Below are 18,748 nucleotides of genomic sequence, written 5' to 3'. Positions count from 1 at the left end.
CTTAATCTAACAAGAATACAATCAAACCTCTTGCGCCATGCGCTCCTAAAACTAATGACTGTTCAATATCGGCAGTTTTAGACGGTCCAGCAATAAAAGTCCCAAAACCGTACTCCTGATTTCCAATTCTGTCATAAGCCTGCTGCATAGTTCGGATAATATCTTTTTTATGAACAATTATCGCTAAATACTGCGCAATAAAAGGTGCTACTCGCTGTCCTAAAATATCATCTGTAACCCAAAGTCCGCTGTTCTCTGCAACTCCAAAATGTGCTTTTACAATCGTCAATTCAACATCGTGAAGCAAATGTGGATCTACATTATTCCAGTCTAAAGAAGCTATTTCTGAAAGCTCTGGAAGCGTTGTAATTAATCTCTTTTTAAGATTATAATTGGCCTTTATATAATCGATTATCTCTTCATAACTAGATACTTCAACAGGATCACCTCCAATTCCTTTTAAAACCGTTTTATAAGTTTCTAGCGTATCAAAATCTTCGGAACCTAAAAGACTTAAATCTGGCAGTTCTGTAACCAAATCAGGCTGATTTAGTTTAATTCTGTTTAAAATTTCGGCTTTACTGCTCATTGTCTTTTGCTTTAGATTCTCTCGAATTTTTCTTGTACCATTCTCTAAAAGATTCCTCAGGAACGTCCGGCATTTCGCGCTGATCGTACCATTTATTCATTTTATTATTAACCATTGCTGGAATATTTTTCATTACAAATCTTCCCGATTTTCCTGCAATGTTAAAAATAGTTGGATTTGCCAATACTGTTGCCATTGTTTTCATTGCAATGGTTTTGGCTTTTGGTGTATAACCGTCTTTTACCAAAACCTGACGCCATTTGTACAGTTGATCGTGAATATCAATTTTTACTGGACAAACATTGGTACAGGAGCCACAAAGCGTACTGGCAAAAGGCAGATCTGCATTTTTGCTCATATCTAAATTCGGTGCTAAAATAGAACCTATTGGTCCTGCTACCGCATTGTGATAACTGTGCCCGCCGCTTCGTCTGTAAACTGGACAGGTATTCATACAAGCACCACAGCGAATACATTTTAAAGAATTTCTAAAATCTTCACGCCCTAACTGTTTGCTTCTTCCGTTGTCGACAATTACAATATGAAGTTCTTTTCCGTCTCTTGGTTTCTTAAAATGGCTTGAAAAAGTTGTTATAGGCTGTCCTGTTGCACTTCTTGCTAATAACCTCAAGAAAACACCTAAATGCTTACGTTGAGGAATCAGTTTTTCAAACCCCATACAAGCAATATGAACATCGGCTAAATGTGCGCCCATATCGGCATTTCCTTCGTTGGTACAAACTACAAATTCACCTGTTTCGGCTACAGCGAAATTTACTCCTGTTAAAGCCACTTTTCTAGTCAAGAAAGTATTTCTTAAACTATGACGAGCCGATTCTGTTAAATACTGCGGATTATAATTTCCTTTTTCTGTTCCCAGATGTTCGTGGAAAGTTTCGCTTACATCTTCTTTTTTAAGGTGAATCGCTGGAAGTACAATATGACTTGGCGGTTCTTTACGAAGCTGTACAATATATTCTCCTAAATCTGAATCGATAACTTCTATGCCTTTTTCGGCTAAATAATCATTTAAATGACATTCTTCTGTAAGCATCGATTTGGATTTCACCATTTGCTTTACATCATGTTTTGCCATGATCGAATGTACAATTTCATTGTGTTCTTTCGCATCAGCTGCCCAATGTACAATGATTCCGTTTCTTTGCGCATTGGCTTCAAATTCGACTAAATAATCGTGAATATTAGAAAGTACATTGGCTTTGATTTTTGAAGCCGTTTCACGTAATAATTCCCAATCATCAATTTGATGTGCCGATTTATCACGTTTCGCACGAACAAACCAAAGTGTTTCATCATGCCAATTGACACGCTCTACATCTTTGTTGAATTTTGCTGCTGCTTCGCTGTGCTGTATTATTTTTTCTGATGACATTTTTAGTTATTTAAAAGTCAATTTTGGAATGCTTATAATGTTATATTTAACCGCAAAGTGCGCAAAGATTAAAATTAACTTTGCGAACCTTGCGTAAAACCTTGCGAACTTCGCGGTTAAATTTTATGTTCAACATTTGTTCTTAATTTTCGAGTGAATTTAATATTTCTGCAATATGGATGGTTTTGATTCTGCTTTTTTGTCTTTTCAAAATTCCATCCAAATGCATTAAGCAAGACATATCACCACCTGTAATATAATCAACATTATGACTTTCGTGATCTTTAATTCGGTCTTGTCCCATTTTTACAGAAACGGCTTCTTCAGTAACACAAAATGTTCCTCCAAAACCACAGCATTCATCTTTTCTAGTTAAAGCAACCAAATCAAGTCCTTCGATATTGTGAAGTAATTGCTCGGGTTTCGAGAAAAATGGCGCATTTAATTCTGACATCTGCGAAAGATGTAATCCGCGTTGTCCGTGACAGCTTACATGCATTCCCACTTTAAAAGGAAAACGCCCGTCGATATGATCAATTTTTAAAATATCAGTTATGAATTCTGTTAGTTCGTAAACGGTGTTTCGAATTGCTGTCGCTGCTGCTTCATTTTTATCATCATGCAAATGGTCTTTTACATGCAGAACACAACTTCCGGAAGGGCATACAATATAATCGAATCCTGAAAAATTGGCTATAAAATTAGTATCACAGCCTTTTGTTAAGTGTGCATAACCGCTGTTTGCCATTGGTTGTCCACAGCAGGTTTGTCCCATCGGAAAATGAACTTCACAGCCTAATTTCTGTAAAAGTTCGTATGTCGCAATACCCACTTTTGGGTAAAACTGATCGACATAACATGGTATAAATAGCCCGATTTTCATATTCTTGGTAATTATTATTTTTTTACGCAGATTTTAAAAAGATTTAAGCAGATGTACGCAGATTTTCTAAAACTAAATCTGCTTAAATCTGCAGAATTTGCGTGAAACAAAAATCTACTTAATCTTTTATCCCGATAACTATCGGGAGTGGCTGATTTTTTTTAATGCTTATAAAATTTCAAATCAATTAAGTCATTCTGAATGGGTTTAGGATTCCAGTTTTGATGAATTGCTAATGCAGCTCCTAAAGCACTTGCCTGCGCCATTGATGCGGCATAAACTTCAATATCAGGAAAAGCTTCGGCTAATAAATTCATATAAATTGAATTTTTACTAAAACCTCCGTCTACAAAAATTTTCTTTACAGGACTGTTATGAATGACTAAGTTAGTTGAAAATACTTGTTGTTCTACCAAATCCAACATCAATTGATGATAGGCGATTTCATAGCTTTTAAATGTTGAAAGCTCTCTATTTTGAAAAGGGCATTCTTTCAGTATATCAAAATTATACTTTTTAGGGTAAATAATCTGAAAATTTAAAGCTCTTAAATTAGATACAATGTTTTTATCAAAATAAACCTCTTTGTATGTATCAACCGGAACTTTAAAATACTCTGCTAATCTTTTGGTTTGTATTTCGTGCTCATTTCCCGCAAAAAGTCTTGCGGCTTTTACGGGTTTTTCTGTGTATTGCAAATAACACAAACAATCATTTTGTAATTCTTCAAAAGTCAATTGTTTATTATTGAACGGATTCAAGGAAATGCTCCAAGTTCCTGTTGACAATAAAACAAAAGGTTCTGTAAAATTTATGGTGTACGGAATTATGGCTGATGAACTATCGTGAAGTCCTGCACCTACTGATAAACCGTCATTTGTTTTGATAACGTCTTTTCCAGAATAAAACTCAGGAATTTTAGATGAAATGCCTTCATTTTTTAACCATTTATGGTATTTCATTTTTTTGAAATTCCAAAGATTGGTATGACAACCCACGCTTGTAATATCGGCGTAAGCTTCATTGGTTAAAAGAAAACTTAAGAATTGCGGAAGATGCAAACAGTATTCTACTTTTTCAAATAATTCTGGTCTTTCTTCTTTTAAACGGTAAATCTGCATTCCTGAATTTAAGCTTCCCAAAACTGGAGAAGCTGTTTTTACAGCAAATCGTTCTTTACCTTTATACTTATGATAGAAATCGTTTTTTAAATCCTCTGGATAATCTTTTAGATAGTTATACAGAGGAGTTAAAATTTTTCCTTCTTTATCAATGTAGACAAAACTAGCACCATAGGTACTAAAATTGATCGCTTTTAATACATAATTGGTTAAAGCTTTTATTTCTTCTAAACGCTCAAAAATCCAATTTTTAAGCACTTCTATATTCTCACACGGAAAACCGTCTTCGTCGACTGTTTCGTCTAGATTGACTGATTTCTCCCAAACGATTCTATAGTTTTCATCAAATAAGAATACTTTTTTGTTTGTTTTACCAATATCAAAAATTGCAACTACATTCATTTTTTTAATTGTAAATTGTTAATTATCAAGTGTTAATTACAGATTACAGAGTTATGATTTTTGCCAAGTCTTTTTTAAAAGAACCAACATAAAAATAACATTGGCATTAACTCATAATTTATAATTAACAACTAATAATTTATAATTATAATCCTGTCGCTAATGTTTTTAATCCTCTTTCTCCAATAAGATTTTTTCTAACAGAAAGGCTTCTGTACAATTCAACTGGATTTAAAGCAGCTCCAGAGCGGAAACGTGCCTCAGCAACTAACGCGCGAACGTCTGTGCGGAAAGCATTTTGAAGAATTTCCTGTGCTTTAACTACATCATTTTCTTCCTGTGCCTTTTCTAATGCTTTTCTGTCTACAGAAAGTGCTTGCGCATAAGCAATCATAATAGCTTCTACAGACTGCAATAAATCTTCTAACGGATCTTTGATGTTGTGTGATGCGTCGATCATCCAGCCAAGATCTTTGGCATGATTCATTCCTCTTGCATCCATTCCTTCAACTAATTCATTAAAAATTAAAAATAATTGATATGGTTTTAAAGCTCCAGCAGTTAAATCGTCGTCGCCGTATTTTGAATCGTTAAAGTGGAATCCGCCCAGTTTGTTTTCCATTAATAATAAAGAAACAATCTGCTCGATATTTGCATTTGGTAAATGATGTCCTAAATCGACTAATGTCTGCGCTTTATCGCCTAACTTTTTAACATACGAATAAGACTGTCCCCAATCAGCTACTGTCGTTGAGTAAAAGTTAGGCTCAGCACATTTATATTCTAAAAATAATTTCCAGTTCGAAGGTAATGCATCGTAGATTTCTTCTAAACTTTCTAATGTATTTTGATACGCTTTACGAAAGTTCAACTGTCCAGGAAAATTAGAACCATCAGCAAGCCAAACTGTCAATGACTCTGATCCTAATTCGATCCCGTGTTTGATTACTTCAATATTGTGAGCAATCGCTTGTTTACGAACTGCTTTATTTACGTTTTGTAACGAACCGTATTTATAAGTATGCTCTGAATCTGCCTGATCTTGAAATGTATTCGAGTTCATGGCATCAAACTTTAAATTGTGCTGCGCTGCAAGTGCTTTTATTGCTTTATAATCTTGTGGAATATCCCACGGAATATGCAGCGAAATAGCTCCTGAAGCATTATTTAATTTATGAAGCAAACCAACATCTTCGATTTTTTCTTCGATTGAACGCGGTTCTCCTCCACCTGCAAAACGTCCAAATCGCGTTCCTCCTGTTCCTAAAGCCCAAGATGGAATTGCAATCTGAAAATCGATTAGTTTTTGAATAATCGCCTCAGTATTATCAATTTCTGATGCTGTAAAAACCAGTTTATTTTGGTGTTTTTTTAATAATTCCTCGTTATGAGATTCAATATTGTTTGATCCGATTATCATAATACTTATTATTTTAATAGAGATACAAGATATACAATTTAATTTTATTCGTGTATTTTTAACACATAAAAATATAACCTTAAAAGTTCTCACATCAAAACACCTAATTATGCATTAATGATGAATCTATTTTTTCATTCTAAAAACTTAAGAAAAAACTATATTTCTACAGGTTAAAGCATTTTTTTGAACTCGAAAATTATATAATCGTTCTCTGCGTTTAACTTTATTATTTTATGCTATTTAGTCTTCTTTATAAAACTCTTATGTCTAAAAAAATCTAACGTCCGAAATATCGAACGTTAGACCACAAAAAACCACTTTTGCTTAAACAAACTTATAAAAAAACCTAAACAATCTTTATCTATAAAAGCCCATTGCAACACCACCGTCTACGTTTAAAGCATTTCCTGTTGATTTACCAAGTAAACCACCAACAAAAGCAAAACAAGCGTTTGCAATATCATCTGGCAATATGATTTCGTTTAATAACGTACGTTTTGCATAATAAGCTGGAAGTTCTTCAACTGTAATTCCATATGCTTTTGCACGACCTTCTGCCCATCCGCCAGACCAAATATTTGAATCTGAGATTACAGCATCAGGATTTACTGTATTTACACGAATTTTATCAGCTCCTAATTCGGCAGCCATTAAACGTGTTAAATGTGCTTGTGCAGCTTTAGCAGAACCGTATCCAGGATTATTTGGACCAGCAACAACTGCATTTTTAGAAACAATGTTTACGATGTCTCCACCAAAACCTTGTTTGCGCATTACTTCGATTCCAGCTTTAGAAACAATAAACTGTCCTTTTACTAAGATATCGTATAATCTATCCCATTCTTCAAGAGTATGTTCTGCAATAGATTTTGAAATACTAATTCCAGCATTGTTTACAATAATATCTACACCTCCAAAAGCTAAAGAAGCTTGATCTAAAGCTAATGCTGTACTAGCTTCGTCTGTTACATTAAGTAATGTACTCGCAACCGCATCTTTTCCAAAAGCTTTAATAAACTCAGCTGTTGCGCCTTCTAAACGTTCTTGGTTAATATCGTTGATTACTACGCAAGCGCCTTCCTGAGCAAATTTCTTAGCAATAGCTTTACCAATTCCGCCCGCAGAACCTGTAATCACAGCTACTCTTCCAGACAATGCTTTTGGTTTTGGCATACGTTGTAATTTTGCTTCTTCTAACAACCAATACTCAATATCAAAAGCTTCTTGGTGTGGCAGCGAAGTATATTCTGAAACGGCTTCCGCACCTTTCATTACATTTACTGCATTCACATAATATTCTGATGCCAAACGCGCCATCGTTTTATCTTTTGCAAAAGTGAACATACCAACTCCTGGATATAAAATCACAACTGGATTTGGGTCACGCATTGCAGGAGAATTCGATTTCTTGCAGGCATTATAATAGTCTTTGTACATTGCACGGTAAGCTTCAAAAGCAGGAGCTAGTTTTGCTTTAACCGCATTTATATCTGATAAATCCTCGTTTGGATCTAATTCTAAAACCAATGGACTGATTTTAGTTCTTAAAAAGTGATCTGGACAAGAAGTTCCTAATGGAGCTAATTTTGAAAGATCATTTGAATTAATAAATTCCAAAACTCTTGCATCATCTGTATAATGACCAATCATTTGACGTTCTGATGAACAGAAACCTCTTAAAATTGGAGCAACTTTTGCGGCTTTCAATTTACGATCTGCTTCTGGAAGGCTTTCGATTTTTTGACCTCCAAAAACCGGACGTTTTTTACCGTAATTGTTTTCAAGATATTCAGCACATTTTTCGATTACTTCTAATGTGTTGATGTAACTTTCGTATGCAGTATCACCCCAAGTAAATAAACCGTGAGAACCTAACATGATTCCTCTTAGTTTTTTACCTTTCTTTTCTGCTTCTTCTAAACAACTTCTTAATTGAAGTCCTAAATCAAAGCCCGGACGCTGCCAGCCTACCCAGCCGATTTCTCCGTTAAATAATTCTTCTGTAATTTTTGCTCCGTCTTTTGCTGCTGCAATTGCAATAGCAGCATCTGGATGCAAGTGATCGATGTGTTTGAATGGTAAAAAACCATGCAAAGGTGTGTCGATAGACGGCGCTTTTGAAGCTAAGTCGAAAATACAGTGATTGAACAATTCTACCATTTCATCTTCAAACTCAATTCCTCTGTATACATTTTCAAGATTGCGAAGTCTGTCTAAATATAACGCCGCACAACCTGATTTTGTTAAAGTTCCAATATCTCCCCCAGAACCTTTAATCCACATAACTTCAGAACTTGCTCCAGTTAATGGATCTTTATCCGTAATTTTTACAGAAGTATTTCCTCCTCCGTAGTTTGTCAATCTTAAATCGGCTCCTAATAAATTAGAGCGATAAATGAAAAGCGCTACTTCATCACCAGCTAGTTCTTGAGCTTTTGCCTCATCCCAAAGATAGCTAACATGCTTAAAATTCATATTTTTTGTATTTGTATTTGACATTGTTATCATATGTTTTTTCAGTATTTATAAAGAGTTTCCAATTCCCACTAAAACAATCGAAAGCATAATTAATCCGATTCCCCAAAGGAATGTTCTAAATGTTTTTTTCGATACTCCTGTCCATTCTTTCAAATAGAATCCCCAGAAATTAGCCGTTAGAATAATAGTTGCCATGTGCAGAATCCATGAACTTGCACCGTTTCCTAGTTTGCTTTCGCCCATTCCGTAAAAGAAAAACTGCAAAAACCACATTGTTCCGGCAAGTGCTGAGAAAAGCACATTTTTAGTAATTGGAGTAGATTTGTTGGTGTAATCACCAATACTTTTGTTTTTGAAGTTAAGATATAGACACCAAATAAAATTGGTAGTCAAACCTCCCCAAAGCAAAACAATATAAGTTACGTTGTTTTGAAATAAAGGATTACAGCCAAATTCAACTGCTTTTTCTGCCATTGGTTTTCCAGCTTCGATTCCGTAATTAAAAAACGAACTCAAGATACCCGAAATAACCGCTACAGTTAAACCTTTTGCTAGACTAAAATCTTTATCCTTGTCTTCATGACCTGTTGCAAAATCCTTTTCTTTCAACATTCCGGCTTTTCCAGAAATAGCGATTCCTAAAAGGCAAACCGCAACGCCCAATAAAACCAATTGTCCGCCAGAACTTGCCAGCATATCCGAAAATGAAATTTTACCTTCTGTTGGGTATAAATCGTAATAAATAGAAGGAACTAATGCTCCAAAAGCAGAACAAAATCCTAAGGTAATTGAATTTCCTAATGACATTCCAAGATAGCGAACGCCTAAACCGTATGTTAAACCTCCAACTCCCCAAACTAATCCCATCGAATACGTAAAGGCTTTGATAGAAGGAGAAGCTGCAACAATGATTTCTGTAAAATTTGGAATCGTTAAATAAGCCGCAATCGGCGGTACAATTAACCAAGAAAAGAAACCGCCCACAAGCCAGTAGCTTTCCCAAGCCCAATCTTTAACTTTTTTAAAAGGCATATAAAAACTACCTGAAGAAAATCCTCCGATAGAATGAAAAATAATTCCTAATAATGATTCCATTTAATAATTTTGTTTTTTGGTTAATTGTGATAGTTAATTTGGTTTTGTAAAATAATATAATGCTCGAAAGAAAACTGTCCTGTACTATCCTTTATGAATCTTGTAATTATGTTAAAACTGCTTATTATTTGCAAAGAACAATCCTTAAGTATTGGAAAAGTAAATTTAAAAACGCTATTTTAGCGATTGATTTCGTAATTATTATATCCTCAGTTCACTACCAAATTGTGAAAAACACTTAAACATAAAACAAGTCGTATTTAATTGCGATTTTTTTGTAAGGAAAGTAATAAAATCAGTATGTAAAGCAGGTTTTAAAAACCATTTTTTTAATATTATAATTTAAAATTATGTTTCATGGCCAAAATATGAAACTAGTTTGCAAAACATAATCATGATTAAATTAATTAAAATAGATGAAGATTCGAGGGTTCCAAAATACAAACAAATTGTAGACTCGATTTTACAGAATATTGCTAACGGAAATTTAAAAATAAATCAAAAAATCCCCTCTATAAATAGTTTCAGTGAAGAATTTTATATGTCACGCGATACTGTAGAAAAGGCATATAATATCCTGAAAGAGCGAAAAATTATTTCATCGATTAGAGGAAAAGGATATTATATTACCAGAACAAAACTAGAATCTAAAGTAAATATTCTGTTTTTATTTAATAAACTGAGTGCCTACAAAATGAAAACGTACAGCTCGTTTATTAACACACTTGGCGCTAATGCTCATACTGACCTTCATATTTATCATTGTGATGAAACACTGTTTTTAAATTTGTTAGACAAGTTTGAAGGTGCATATGATTATTATGTGATTACGACCCATTTTAAAACTGATGAGTTAAAACATTTGAGTTTTACTGATGAAGTTGCAAAAGCAATTCAGAGAATTCCGCAGGAAAAATTAGTTTTAATGGACAACATTAAACTAGGAATGGAAGGCGAAATTATTAAAATATATCAGGATTTTGAAAATGATATTTACAACGCTTTAAAAGAAGGTTTAGAAAAAATATCAAAATACAAAAAGCTGATTCTGGTTTATCCCGACAAAGCTGTTTATCCTTATCCAAGAAGAATTCTGCACGGATTTAGAAAATTCTGTGTAGAACACGAAATTAATTTTGAAATTCTAAGTGAGGTTTACGATGATATGATTCTTAAAAAAGGAGATTTATTTATTACCATTGAAGAATCTGATCTTGTAAACTTAATGAAGCAGATTCGTGATGAAGAATTTATTCTAGGAAAAGAAATAGGCGTTATCTCTTATAACGATACTCCTTTGAAAGAATTACTGGGTATTACTGTAATGTCTACAGACTTTAATGTAATGGGCGAAACCGCTGCACGAATGATTTTAAATAAAGAAAAAGGACAAGTAAAAGTGCCTTTTAATTTTATTGATCGAAATTCTATTTAAGAGGTTCAAAGGTTTTAAAAGAAAACTTTTGAACCTTTGCTTTTAAAATAAAATTCCCAAAACAATATTTTTTCTTTTAAATTACCTCCAAACTTAGCTGGAGGTAATTTCAAGACTGTTTAAATAAGTATACTATTTTCACTGCTTTCTGATTTTTTGATTCGAACAATTTAAGATCAAATCTAAAATCGCAATAAAAAGTTCTAATACTTTATTATTTCAATTTACTTAATGCTTTAGAGTTTCTAAGAAGAAAAACATATTGAAAATAATCTGTTGTAAATGAACTTTCCTGAGGAATAATGTTTTCTCCAAAAACTCTTGATTTTATGTTTATCAGATTTTGTGATTTAAGATAAGGCGACTTTTGAGAATTAAGTTTGAAAAGAGTAATCGCATTAGGTTTGCTCAATTCTTTTAAGTCATTAATTCCTTTTACAAGCATTAAAGGTCCATCTGCATTCAACCAATCTATTCTTTCGTTTTCTGGTGTTGGAAATTGTGGGTTTTTAGGAAGATACATTTCGCTGTCTATAGTATAACTAACCATACTTGTTGTTTTAATTCCAGCCTCTTTCAATTGTGCCGCAAATGTATCTTTTCCTCCCTCAGATTTCTTTTGTATAGTATGAAAGTATCCAAAAAGACCGTAAAACTTTTCATTCTCTATATTCATTTTTTTAATTGAATTCTTAAAATTGGCGATCATCGCTAAATCTCTCGAACCTTTTGAAGTATCATCAAAATTCTTATCAATTCCGATCACAGTAATTTTTGCAGAATCAGCTAATTTTTGATTGTAATCATAAACAGCATTCCATTTATCAAACAGCTCTTGGCTCGATTGCTGAGGAATTCTTTTAGCTATATTTAAAACAACATCTTTTAGTACTGCTTCATCTTTGCTGTTTTTTAATAAAAAGCTATTTAGCTTTGTGGCTGTTAAACTATCCATTTCGGCAATATAATACTTGATTCCCGCTTTTTTATTCAGGAAAAATAACATCTCCTTATCTAGAGTTTGATTATCTGCATAACCGTGAATTTCTCCTAAAAGAAAAACTTGTGATTTATAAAAATCGTCATCAAATAATTTCTCGTTGATTGACTTTGTTATCTCAACTTGATTTTTTGCTAAATAATCAATATTTTCTTGGTTTGCAGAACCTATAAATATTTTACTGCTGATGTAAAAATAGGCTAGGAAAATTAAACAAATGCTTAAAAAAGAAATAAGTGCGATTTTTAAAAATTTTAAAGTTTTCTTCATGGTTATAGAGTTATATTATTTTGCTCCAAAAGTATTTTAAGCTGAATAAATAATAAATTTTTATGTACTGAACTGTATTTTTTTTATGACGAATTGTATTTTATTGCAAAAAATAACCATTCTTTTTCTCTTTAGAATGAACATTAGTTTCTAAATAATTTTATCATCAAGTTTTAATTTAAGAGCAGCATCTTAAAAAGAATTTTAGCTACATTTATCCTGTTAAAATAAAAATACAAAACCATCGTTTTCAGTATTAATTTTCAAACCTAACTTCAAAAAAATCAAACCTTAAATGAATCATTTTCTTCGACTAACGTGTGTCTTATTTGTTCTTTTTCTTTCTTCCTGTCATTCTTTTGCACAACAAAAAGATAATTATTCCGGCAAAATTGACAGCTTAATTAAAGTCACAAGTCCTAGATCATTTAATGGGGTTGTTTATATACAGCAAAATGGAAAAATGAAGTATGCAAAAGCTTTTGGATATACTAATTTTAACACAAAAGAGCCACTTAAAATCACTGACAGATTCTCGACAATGTCCATTGCCAAACAAGTTACAGCAGTACTCGTTTTAACTGAAGTCGAAAAAGGAACAATCGATTTAAAAGCTACTGTTCGAAAATATTTACCAGATTTTAAATACAGCTGGGCAGACTCTGTTACTGTACACCAATTGCTTAATAATACATCGGGAATTAGCAGCGAAAGCTATCATAAACCTTTGAAATTTTCTCCGGGAAGTAATTTTAGTTATTCTAATCCCGGCTATTCTCTTTTGGGTGAAATTCTCGAAAAACAAAGCAAAAAAAGCTATAATCAATTAGTAACAGCATTGTTTAAAAAATGCGATATGAATAATAGTTCTTACCCTTCTGAAAGTGCCCAAAAAACTTTAACAAAAGGACATACTGTAAAAACTGATGGAACAATTAGAGTAAATGAAAAAATCAATTTTGAGCCGTCTCAATATTTTGGTTCCAATTTAATTGTAACAGCACCAGATTTAGCAAAATGGAATGAAAAATTACATAATGGTAAACTGCTAAAAAGTGAGACTTATAAATTAATGACAACTTACTCTATTACAAACACACATATTCTTTTTAGCGACAAACCAATTGGTTATGGATATGGATTACGAATTAATGATAAAGCGGCTATAAAAGAAATTGGACATACTGGTTTTCATCCTAGTGAGGGGTTTACTGCAGTTAATTTGTATTATCCTGCAAGTAACACCAGCGTAATCGTAATGGAAAATCAAGCAAATGAAAACTTTGATATTGCCTACTATTTTGAACAGCAAATACGAAGAATTGTTTTAAAATCTAATCTTTTAAAATGAAGAAGCTGTTATTTATAGTGAGTTTGGTTCTCTTCTCGATACCATTTTTTGCTCAGACTATTTACTCTAAAGCATACGGAAACAGTAAAAATCCTGCCATTATTTTTATTCATGGCGGACCAAGCGGCAACTCCAACCTTTTTGAAGGAACAACTGCCGAAACTCTAGCTAATAAAGGTTTTTATGTTATTGTTTATGATCGACGCGGAGAAGGAAGATCAAAAGATGAAAATGCTGTAATGACTTTTGATGAAAGTTTTAATGATTTAAATCAAATTTACAAGACTTACAAGATAAGCAAAGCCAATATCCTTGCTCATAGTTTTGGAGGAATCGCTGCTACTTTGTATACGGCTAAATTTCCTGAAAAAGTAAATTCGTTATTTCTGGCTGGAGCTTTGTTCTCGCAGCAGGAAACGTATGATCACATTCTAAAAAATGCTGCTGAATATTTTAAAAATGATACTTCTAAACTTTCTCAGATCAAGAAGATTGAAAACCTGAACAAAAGCACTGCAGAATACCGAAAGGGATGTTATGATATAGCAAGTGAAATGAATTATTTCGTAATGCCAAAACCAACAAAAGAAAGTACAGCATTAAGAAATCAATATGAAAAAAGCATTTTTTATAAAACTGCTGTCAAAAATGCGGAATCGCCTATCAAGTTTTACAAAAATGAATCAAAAAATAACATCGACACCAAATCGATACTTCGAGAAATAAAAGCTGAAAAGATTCCTGTTTATGCCATTTATGGTAAAAACGACGGCATATTTTCACAGAAGCAATTAAAAGATATGCAGCAAATTACTGGTAAAAACAATTTCAAAATACTGGATAACTGTTCTCATTATTTATTTGTAGATCAACAAAATGATTTTATAAATTTTGTATCAAACAAATTGAAGAGCAAAGGCTGATCTTTTGGCTATAATTTAAATTCCTTTTAATCGAGAAACTAATCTTAAAAATAAAAAATCGCAGCGTTTACAAAAGTATACGCTGCGATTTTTTTCTTTATATCTAATTTTATTCTGCTAAAAATGAGACTTAATCTCTGTCTTATAAGTACTTTTTATTACTCATAGGGCTTTTTTTGTTATGAAGTAAATCATCAGCAATTTGAATCATTCCGCTGTTGTTTGAACCTCCCCAAAGCTGCCTTCCAAATATATAGCTTTTGGTATATTCTTCCCAAGTCACGCAATAACTCTTTAGATCTTTATATGATTTTTGAAGATATTCTTTCAATTCTGCTTCAGAAAGATAACCAGCGTCATAACAACAACGTGCTAAAAAAGCTCCTCTTCCATAATTCCAAGCGGTATCTTTTGTTCTTTTTATCTGTGCGAAATCTTTAATTACATTTTGCTCAATTAACTCAGGAACAACATTATTTAGATTTCTATATATCTCTAAATATCTTTTAAAAATTTCTTCTTCACGAGGTAAATTCGATTTTAAAATTGAAACATAATCTTCTTTATTCTCAAAAGCATTATATACAATATCTATATATTCGTCCTGATTTCTTTCCTGCAAATCTAAAAGTATTTCGATGGCACCCTCTTTATCAAATATACTCCAGTAATCCTCCAAAATGGTTTTTAAAACACTTTTGTTGAGTCCTGTTTCGTAAGAGTTAAGGAAGGCTGATTGCTGCTCAGCGTACATTGAACTAATTAATAAATAATCCAATTGTTGACCAACGACTACATTTTTATCGTTTAATCGTATACTTTTAAATGCATTAAAAATCTTTGAAAGAAAAACCATTTCTACTTATTTTTATCTCAGATTAGGAAACTTACTTTGCAATACTTTTACAAAATTCTCTCCTACTACCTGATATTTTGCTCTTGTTAAGAACTGTTTATTTACATTTAAAATATCTGCTGGATCTGGTGTGTAATGCAATCTGTCGTGAATTTCAAGTGACAAAGGATTACCATCTATATTAAATGTAATGATGTGTGTTTTTGGTAAATATTCTTCAGCCGATTTTGCGTATACTCCTAACTGTGATTTTAAGATTCCGCCATCTTTCAGTTTTGCTTCTTCAATTCGGAAATTATCAAAAACAATGTGCTCGTCTAATTCTCCAACTGTATCTGTACTAAAAAAGTGTAAATCATTACCGCTCAACACCCAAAAACATTCTGTTTCTATTCTTTGCAGTTTAACTCCTACTGTCGAAAGCGCAACATTTTTTAGACCATCGCTTACCATTTCCTGAACTTTCTCAGCTTTAGTTTGCGGCACAGATGCAGAAGTATAGGCATCTATAGTTTTGCCTTTCATCCATTCTTTTAGTTGTGGAAAATCTTGTTTTAGAACCTCTTCTTTATAAAGATCATATTTTGTTCTTTCAACATCTAAGTCAATTTCTTTTTTTACCGAAGCATGTTTTTTATTCATGTATACCATAAAAATGATACCGGCAATTACTAAAACAACGGGAATTAAAAATAGTGGATTCATAATTTAATTAAATTTATTTAAAGGTTAAGTGGTTTGACATCTTTCTTTTTCTCTTTTCCGAACAAGCCGTAAAAAATCAAGCATAGCAGAAGAAATAGAATTATTTTTCCGCCATACTGTGTATAAAATCCAAGTTTTAACAACTGGTTTTTATCTAATTTATTTGTACTGATTATTTTTTCAAGCTGTTCATTAGACAACTCATAATAGCGGTCAGAATCAGGTTTTACTAACACGAGCTTTGGTTCTTGAGTTATCCAAGCGGGTATCCATGCTATACTATATTCCTGGTGAAGTCTGCCAAGATCTAAGTGTACATTTGATTCTTCTTTTGAAAGGTATTCATCGGTATTTGGCAAGTCTGAGACGATCTCGATTTTATCAATTTTTCCAATTGGTATTTTTAATTTGGCTGAAGCCGTAGTGAAAGAAAATAGACTAATAATTACTAATAAGAAAATCTTTTTTATATCATTCATAATTTTCAATCGTCTCAATTTAATCAGGATTATTTTAAATTAGTCTATATTTTAATACAATACAAAAAATAAAATAGGCGAGTATTGTTTTAAAAAACCTCTTGGAAAGTTCTATTCAAATATATATCATTTTTCTTACACCAAACAATAATAAAATTAAACTTTTAACTTTTTTACTAGAATAACCTTATTTTAAAGAGCTGATTGTTATTTTATTTTAAATGTTATTTTAACATTTTACAAAATTTTCAGAATGTCTGCCTCGCTTAGTTATCTTGGAATTTAACTAATACAATATTTGGTTTTGGAGCGGGTTCCATAGCTGCTCCCATATAAAAACTAGTATGCGGCGGCTGATTATAACCAACATTCTGCCAAGCGATGCTTAATCGATATTGCGGATCATGCATTAAAGTATATTGTCTGACATTAGTTGGAATTGTTGTGGAATAAATTCTAAGTTCTTTATTATCTTCAGATCTCAAAATCAATTCTTCGCGCCAGTCGCCTAAAATATCTGCAGAAAGTGCAGGGGTCGATTTTGTGCCGTTGTTTGAAACAGCTCCTTCGGCAGTAAACAATCTCCCGTAATTATATTTATCGATATAATTTGAATTTAAAAGTTCCCTCGAAGTATCACCGTCCCAATAAATTAAAAAGTTAGTTGAACTTGGCGCTTTACCAATATTATTTCCTTTCATATCATGCAGATACGGAGAACCTGACCACCAGCATTGCGCACCTTTTCGAGTTGGGTCAATATTGTCAGCAACTCCTCGTCCTACATCCTCATTAATAGAACCTGTAAACAATACTTTTCCATCTTTAGCCGAAAATAAAGTAACACCCGGACCTGTCGTTCCGTTTTCAATTTCATGAATTCCAAAAACCTCTAAACCCGGAATATCCAAATCAAGATCAGAAACATGAATCGCATCTCCGTGTCTAAAACCCGTTGTATACAAACCTTGCCCATTATCATCAACACACATTGATCCGTAGATTATTTCATCTTTTCCGTCATTATCTACATCAGCAACTGTAAGATTGTGATTCCCCATTCCCGAATATGGGTTTTCGGCATCTTTACTGTCAAAAGTCCATCTTGACGTTAATTTTTTATTTTTAAAATCCCAAGCAGCCAAAACCGTTCTGCCATAGTAACCACGACACATTACAACACTTGGGTGAATTCCGTCGAGATAAGCAATACAAGCAATAAAACGATCCATTCGGTTTCCTTTTGTATCATTGCCTCCGCTTCCACCTCTTCCGCCCCAGCCAGCCAAATCGCCTCGCTGCGGAATATAATCTACGGTTGTAACCAACTTTCCTGTTCTGCCGTCAAAAACCGAAAGATATTCTGGCCCTTTTAAAATCTTGCCATACGTTTTAGAATCAGGATCGCGGTCAACCCAGTCTTTTGAAACATCTCCAACCACATTTCCTGCGCTGTCAGTTGTGCCATCTGCAGTTTTACAGACCAATTCCGCTATACCATCACCATCTAAATCATACACCATAAACTGCGTATAATGGGCACCTTCGCGAATGTTTTTTCCGAGATTAATCTGCCATAAAAATGTTCCATCTAAAGTATAAGCCTGAAATATTGGTGGATCTGTAATTCCTGTTTGAGAATTATCATGTCCTTTTCCCGTCATATGAACAATCAAATCGTATTTTCCATCTCCATTTAAATCACCTGTAGAAACATCATTTGCAGTATAGCCCTCAATTTCTCTTAATTTAATAGATAAATATTGTTTATCGGAAGCATTCGCTGGAATTGTAAAACTCCCCGAAGCTTCAGATTCCTTTCCATTTAAAACCGTTTTAACAAACCAAGTATTCTCCTCTTTAGCATTAGCTTTAATATCAACAAAATTGGTCGCGCCTGTAATTGGCTTTTCATTCAATAAAACAGCTTTTTTAGCACCGCTTTTTCGATACAAATTAAAAGCCAGATCATCAGAATCTGTTCCTAAAACACGCCAGCTCACAAAAAAATGACCTTTATCTTTTATCGCGATAATACCACGATCTAGATTTTCCATTTGTCTTTGACTCAAAACTGTCAAACTCACAAAAAACAATAAAAAGAGAATATATTTTTTCATAAATTTTATATTGAATTGTGGTTAGTTATTTCACGCAGATTTAGCAGTTTTATTTTAATCTCGCAAAGTCTCAGAGTCGCAAAATTTTTATTCTAAGATTTTCTTGGCGTCTTGGCGACTTTGCGAGAACTGCATATAAAACTTAGTCCCTCAGCACCTTAGCACCTTAGGACCTCGAAAATAAAAACTTAGCTCCTTAGCACCTTAGAACCTTAGAACCTCAAA

The 18,748-nt window shown here is 33.0% G+C and carries 15 protein-coding genes; 3 read left to right on the top strand and 12 right to left on the bottom strand.

Features of this window, described 5'->3' with window-relative positions:
- Position 1: 1 nt before the first annotated feature.
- The 7 genes from ACHRV0_RS15855 to rhaT form a co-directional block, all read right to left on the bottom strand.
- The gene (locus ACHRV0_RS15855) at positions 2–589 is read right to left on the bottom strand and encodes a lactate utilization protein C (RefSeq protein WP_395441542.1); all 588 of its coding nucleotides are present in this window, start codon (positions 587–589) and stop codon (positions 2–4) included.
- Positions 579–1,982 carry a lactate utilization protein B gene (locus tag ACHRV0_RS15850; RefSeq protein ID WP_395441541.1) on the bottom strand — a complete coding sequence of 468 codons (1,404 nt, stop codon included), beginning with the start codon at positions 1,980–1,982 and terminating at the stop codon, positions 579–581. The genes ACHRV0_RS15855 and ACHRV0_RS15850 overlap by 11 nt, the downstream gene beginning before the upstream one ends.
- A 142-nt stretch (positions 1,983–2,124) precedes the next feature.
- Positions 2,125–2,865 (bottom strand): (Fe-S)-binding protein, encoded by a 741-nt coding sequence (locus ACHRV0_RS15845; RefSeq protein WP_129025560.1) that lies wholly within the window; start codon positions 2,863–2,865, stop codon positions 2,125–2,127.
- Between the two features lie 161 nt (positions 2,866–3,026).
- Positions 3,027–4,388 (bottom strand): FGGY-family carbohydrate kinase, encoded by a 1,362-nt coding sequence (locus ACHRV0_RS15840; protein ID WP_395441540.1) that lies wholly within the window; start codon positions 4,386–4,388, stop codon positions 3,027–3,029.
- A 145-nt stretch (positions 4,389–4,533) separates the two neighbouring features.
- Entirely contained in the window at positions 4,534–5,808 is a 1,275-nt protein-coding gene (locus ACHRV0_RS15835; RefSeq protein WP_129025556.1) for a TIM barrel protein, read from the bottom strand.
- A 360-nt stretch (positions 5,809–6,168) separates the two neighbouring features.
- Positions 6,169–8,310, bottom strand: a complete 2,142-nt coding sequence (locus tag ACHRV0_RS15830; RefSeq protein ID WP_395441539.1) for a bifunctional aldolase/short-chain dehydrogenase — start codon at positions 8,308–8,310, stop codon at positions 6,169–6,171.
- 24 nt (positions 8,311–8,334) lie between these two features.
- The gene (gene rhaT / locus ACHRV0_RS15825; RefSeq protein ID WP_129025552.1) at positions 8,335–9,384 is read right to left on the bottom strand and encodes an L-rhamnose/proton symporter RhaT; all 1,050 of its coding nucleotides are present in this window, start codon (positions 9,382–9,384) and stop codon (positions 8,335–8,337) included.
- 394 nt (positions 9,385–9,778) lie between these two features.
- On the opposite strand from rhaT, the gene ACHRV0_RS15820 reads away from it, so the two are divergent.
- Complete coding sequence (locus ACHRV0_RS15820; protein ID WP_099718710.1) at positions 9,779–10,819, top strand: GntR family transcriptional regulator; 1,041 nt, start codon at positions 9,779–9,781, stop codon at positions 10,817–10,819.
- A 214-nt stretch (positions 10,820–11,033) separates the two neighbouring features.
- On the opposite strand, the gene ACHRV0_RS15815 is transcribed toward ACHRV0_RS15820, so the two are convergent.
- Complete coding sequence (locus ACHRV0_RS15815) at positions 11,034–12,089, bottom strand: hypothetical protein (protein ID WP_395441538.1); 1,056 nt, start codon at positions 12,087–12,089, stop codon at positions 11,034–11,036.
- A 295-nt stretch (positions 12,090–12,384) separates the two neighbouring features.
- Here ACHRV0_RS15815 and ACHRV0_RS15810 point away from each other — a divergent pair, with 295 nt between their 5' ends.
- Together ACHRV0_RS15810 and ACHRV0_RS15805 are read left to right on the top strand one after the other, a co-directional pair.
- A complete protein-coding gene (locus ACHRV0_RS15810) occupies positions 12,385–13,440 on the top strand; it encodes a serine hydrolase domain-containing protein (RefSeq protein ID WP_395441537.1) in 1,056 nt (351 codons plus the stop codon).
- Positions 13,437–14,363: an alpha/beta hydrolase gene (locus tag ACHRV0_RS15805; protein WP_395441536.1), complete on the top strand. Its 927-nt coding sequence runs from the start codon at positions 13,437–13,439 to the stop codon at positions 14,361–14,363. Before ACHRV0_RS15810 ends, ACHRV0_RS15805 begins: the two co-directional genes overlap by 4 nt.
- A gap of 142 nt (positions 14,364–14,505) precedes the next feature.
- Here the strand turns inward: ACHRV0_RS15805 and ACHRV0_RS15800 are convergent, their stop codons facing one another.
- From ACHRV0_RS15800 to ACHRV0_RS15785, 4 genes are all read right to left on the bottom strand, one after another.
- Complete coding sequence (locus tag ACHRV0_RS15800) at positions 14,506–15,219, bottom strand: DUF1266 domain-containing protein (protein WP_395441535.1); 714 nt, start codon at positions 15,217–15,219, stop codon at positions 14,506–14,508.
- Between the two features lie 12 nt (positions 15,220–15,231).
- On the bottom strand, positions 15,232–15,924 hold the full coding sequence (locus ACHRV0_RS15795; RefSeq protein ID WP_395441534.1) for a hypothetical protein: 693 nt from the start codon (positions 15,922–15,924) through the stop codon (positions 15,232–15,234).
- A gap of 17 nt (positions 15,925–15,941) precedes the next feature.
- Positions 15,942–16,403: a hypothetical protein gene (locus ACHRV0_RS15790; protein ID WP_395441533.1), complete on the bottom strand. Its 462-nt coding sequence runs from the start codon at positions 16,401–16,403 to the stop codon at positions 15,942–15,944.
- 266 nt (positions 16,404–16,669) lie between these two features.
- Complete coding sequence (locus tag ACHRV0_RS15785; protein ID WP_395441532.1) at positions 16,670–18,523, bottom strand: rhamnogalacturonan lyase; 1,854 nt, start codon at positions 18,521–18,523, stop codon at positions 16,670–16,672.
- Positions 18,524–18,748 lie beyond the last annotated feature (225 nt).

This window comes from Flavobacterium sp. FlaQc-30 (assembly GCF_044005885.1).
In the GTDB taxonomy this organism is placed as follows: Bacteria; Bacteroidota; Bacteroidia; order Flavobacteriales; family Flavobacteriaceae; genus Flavobacterium.
Note: the sequence above shows the minus strand (reverse complement) of the source record. Positions and strands in the feature narration are given on the sequence as shown.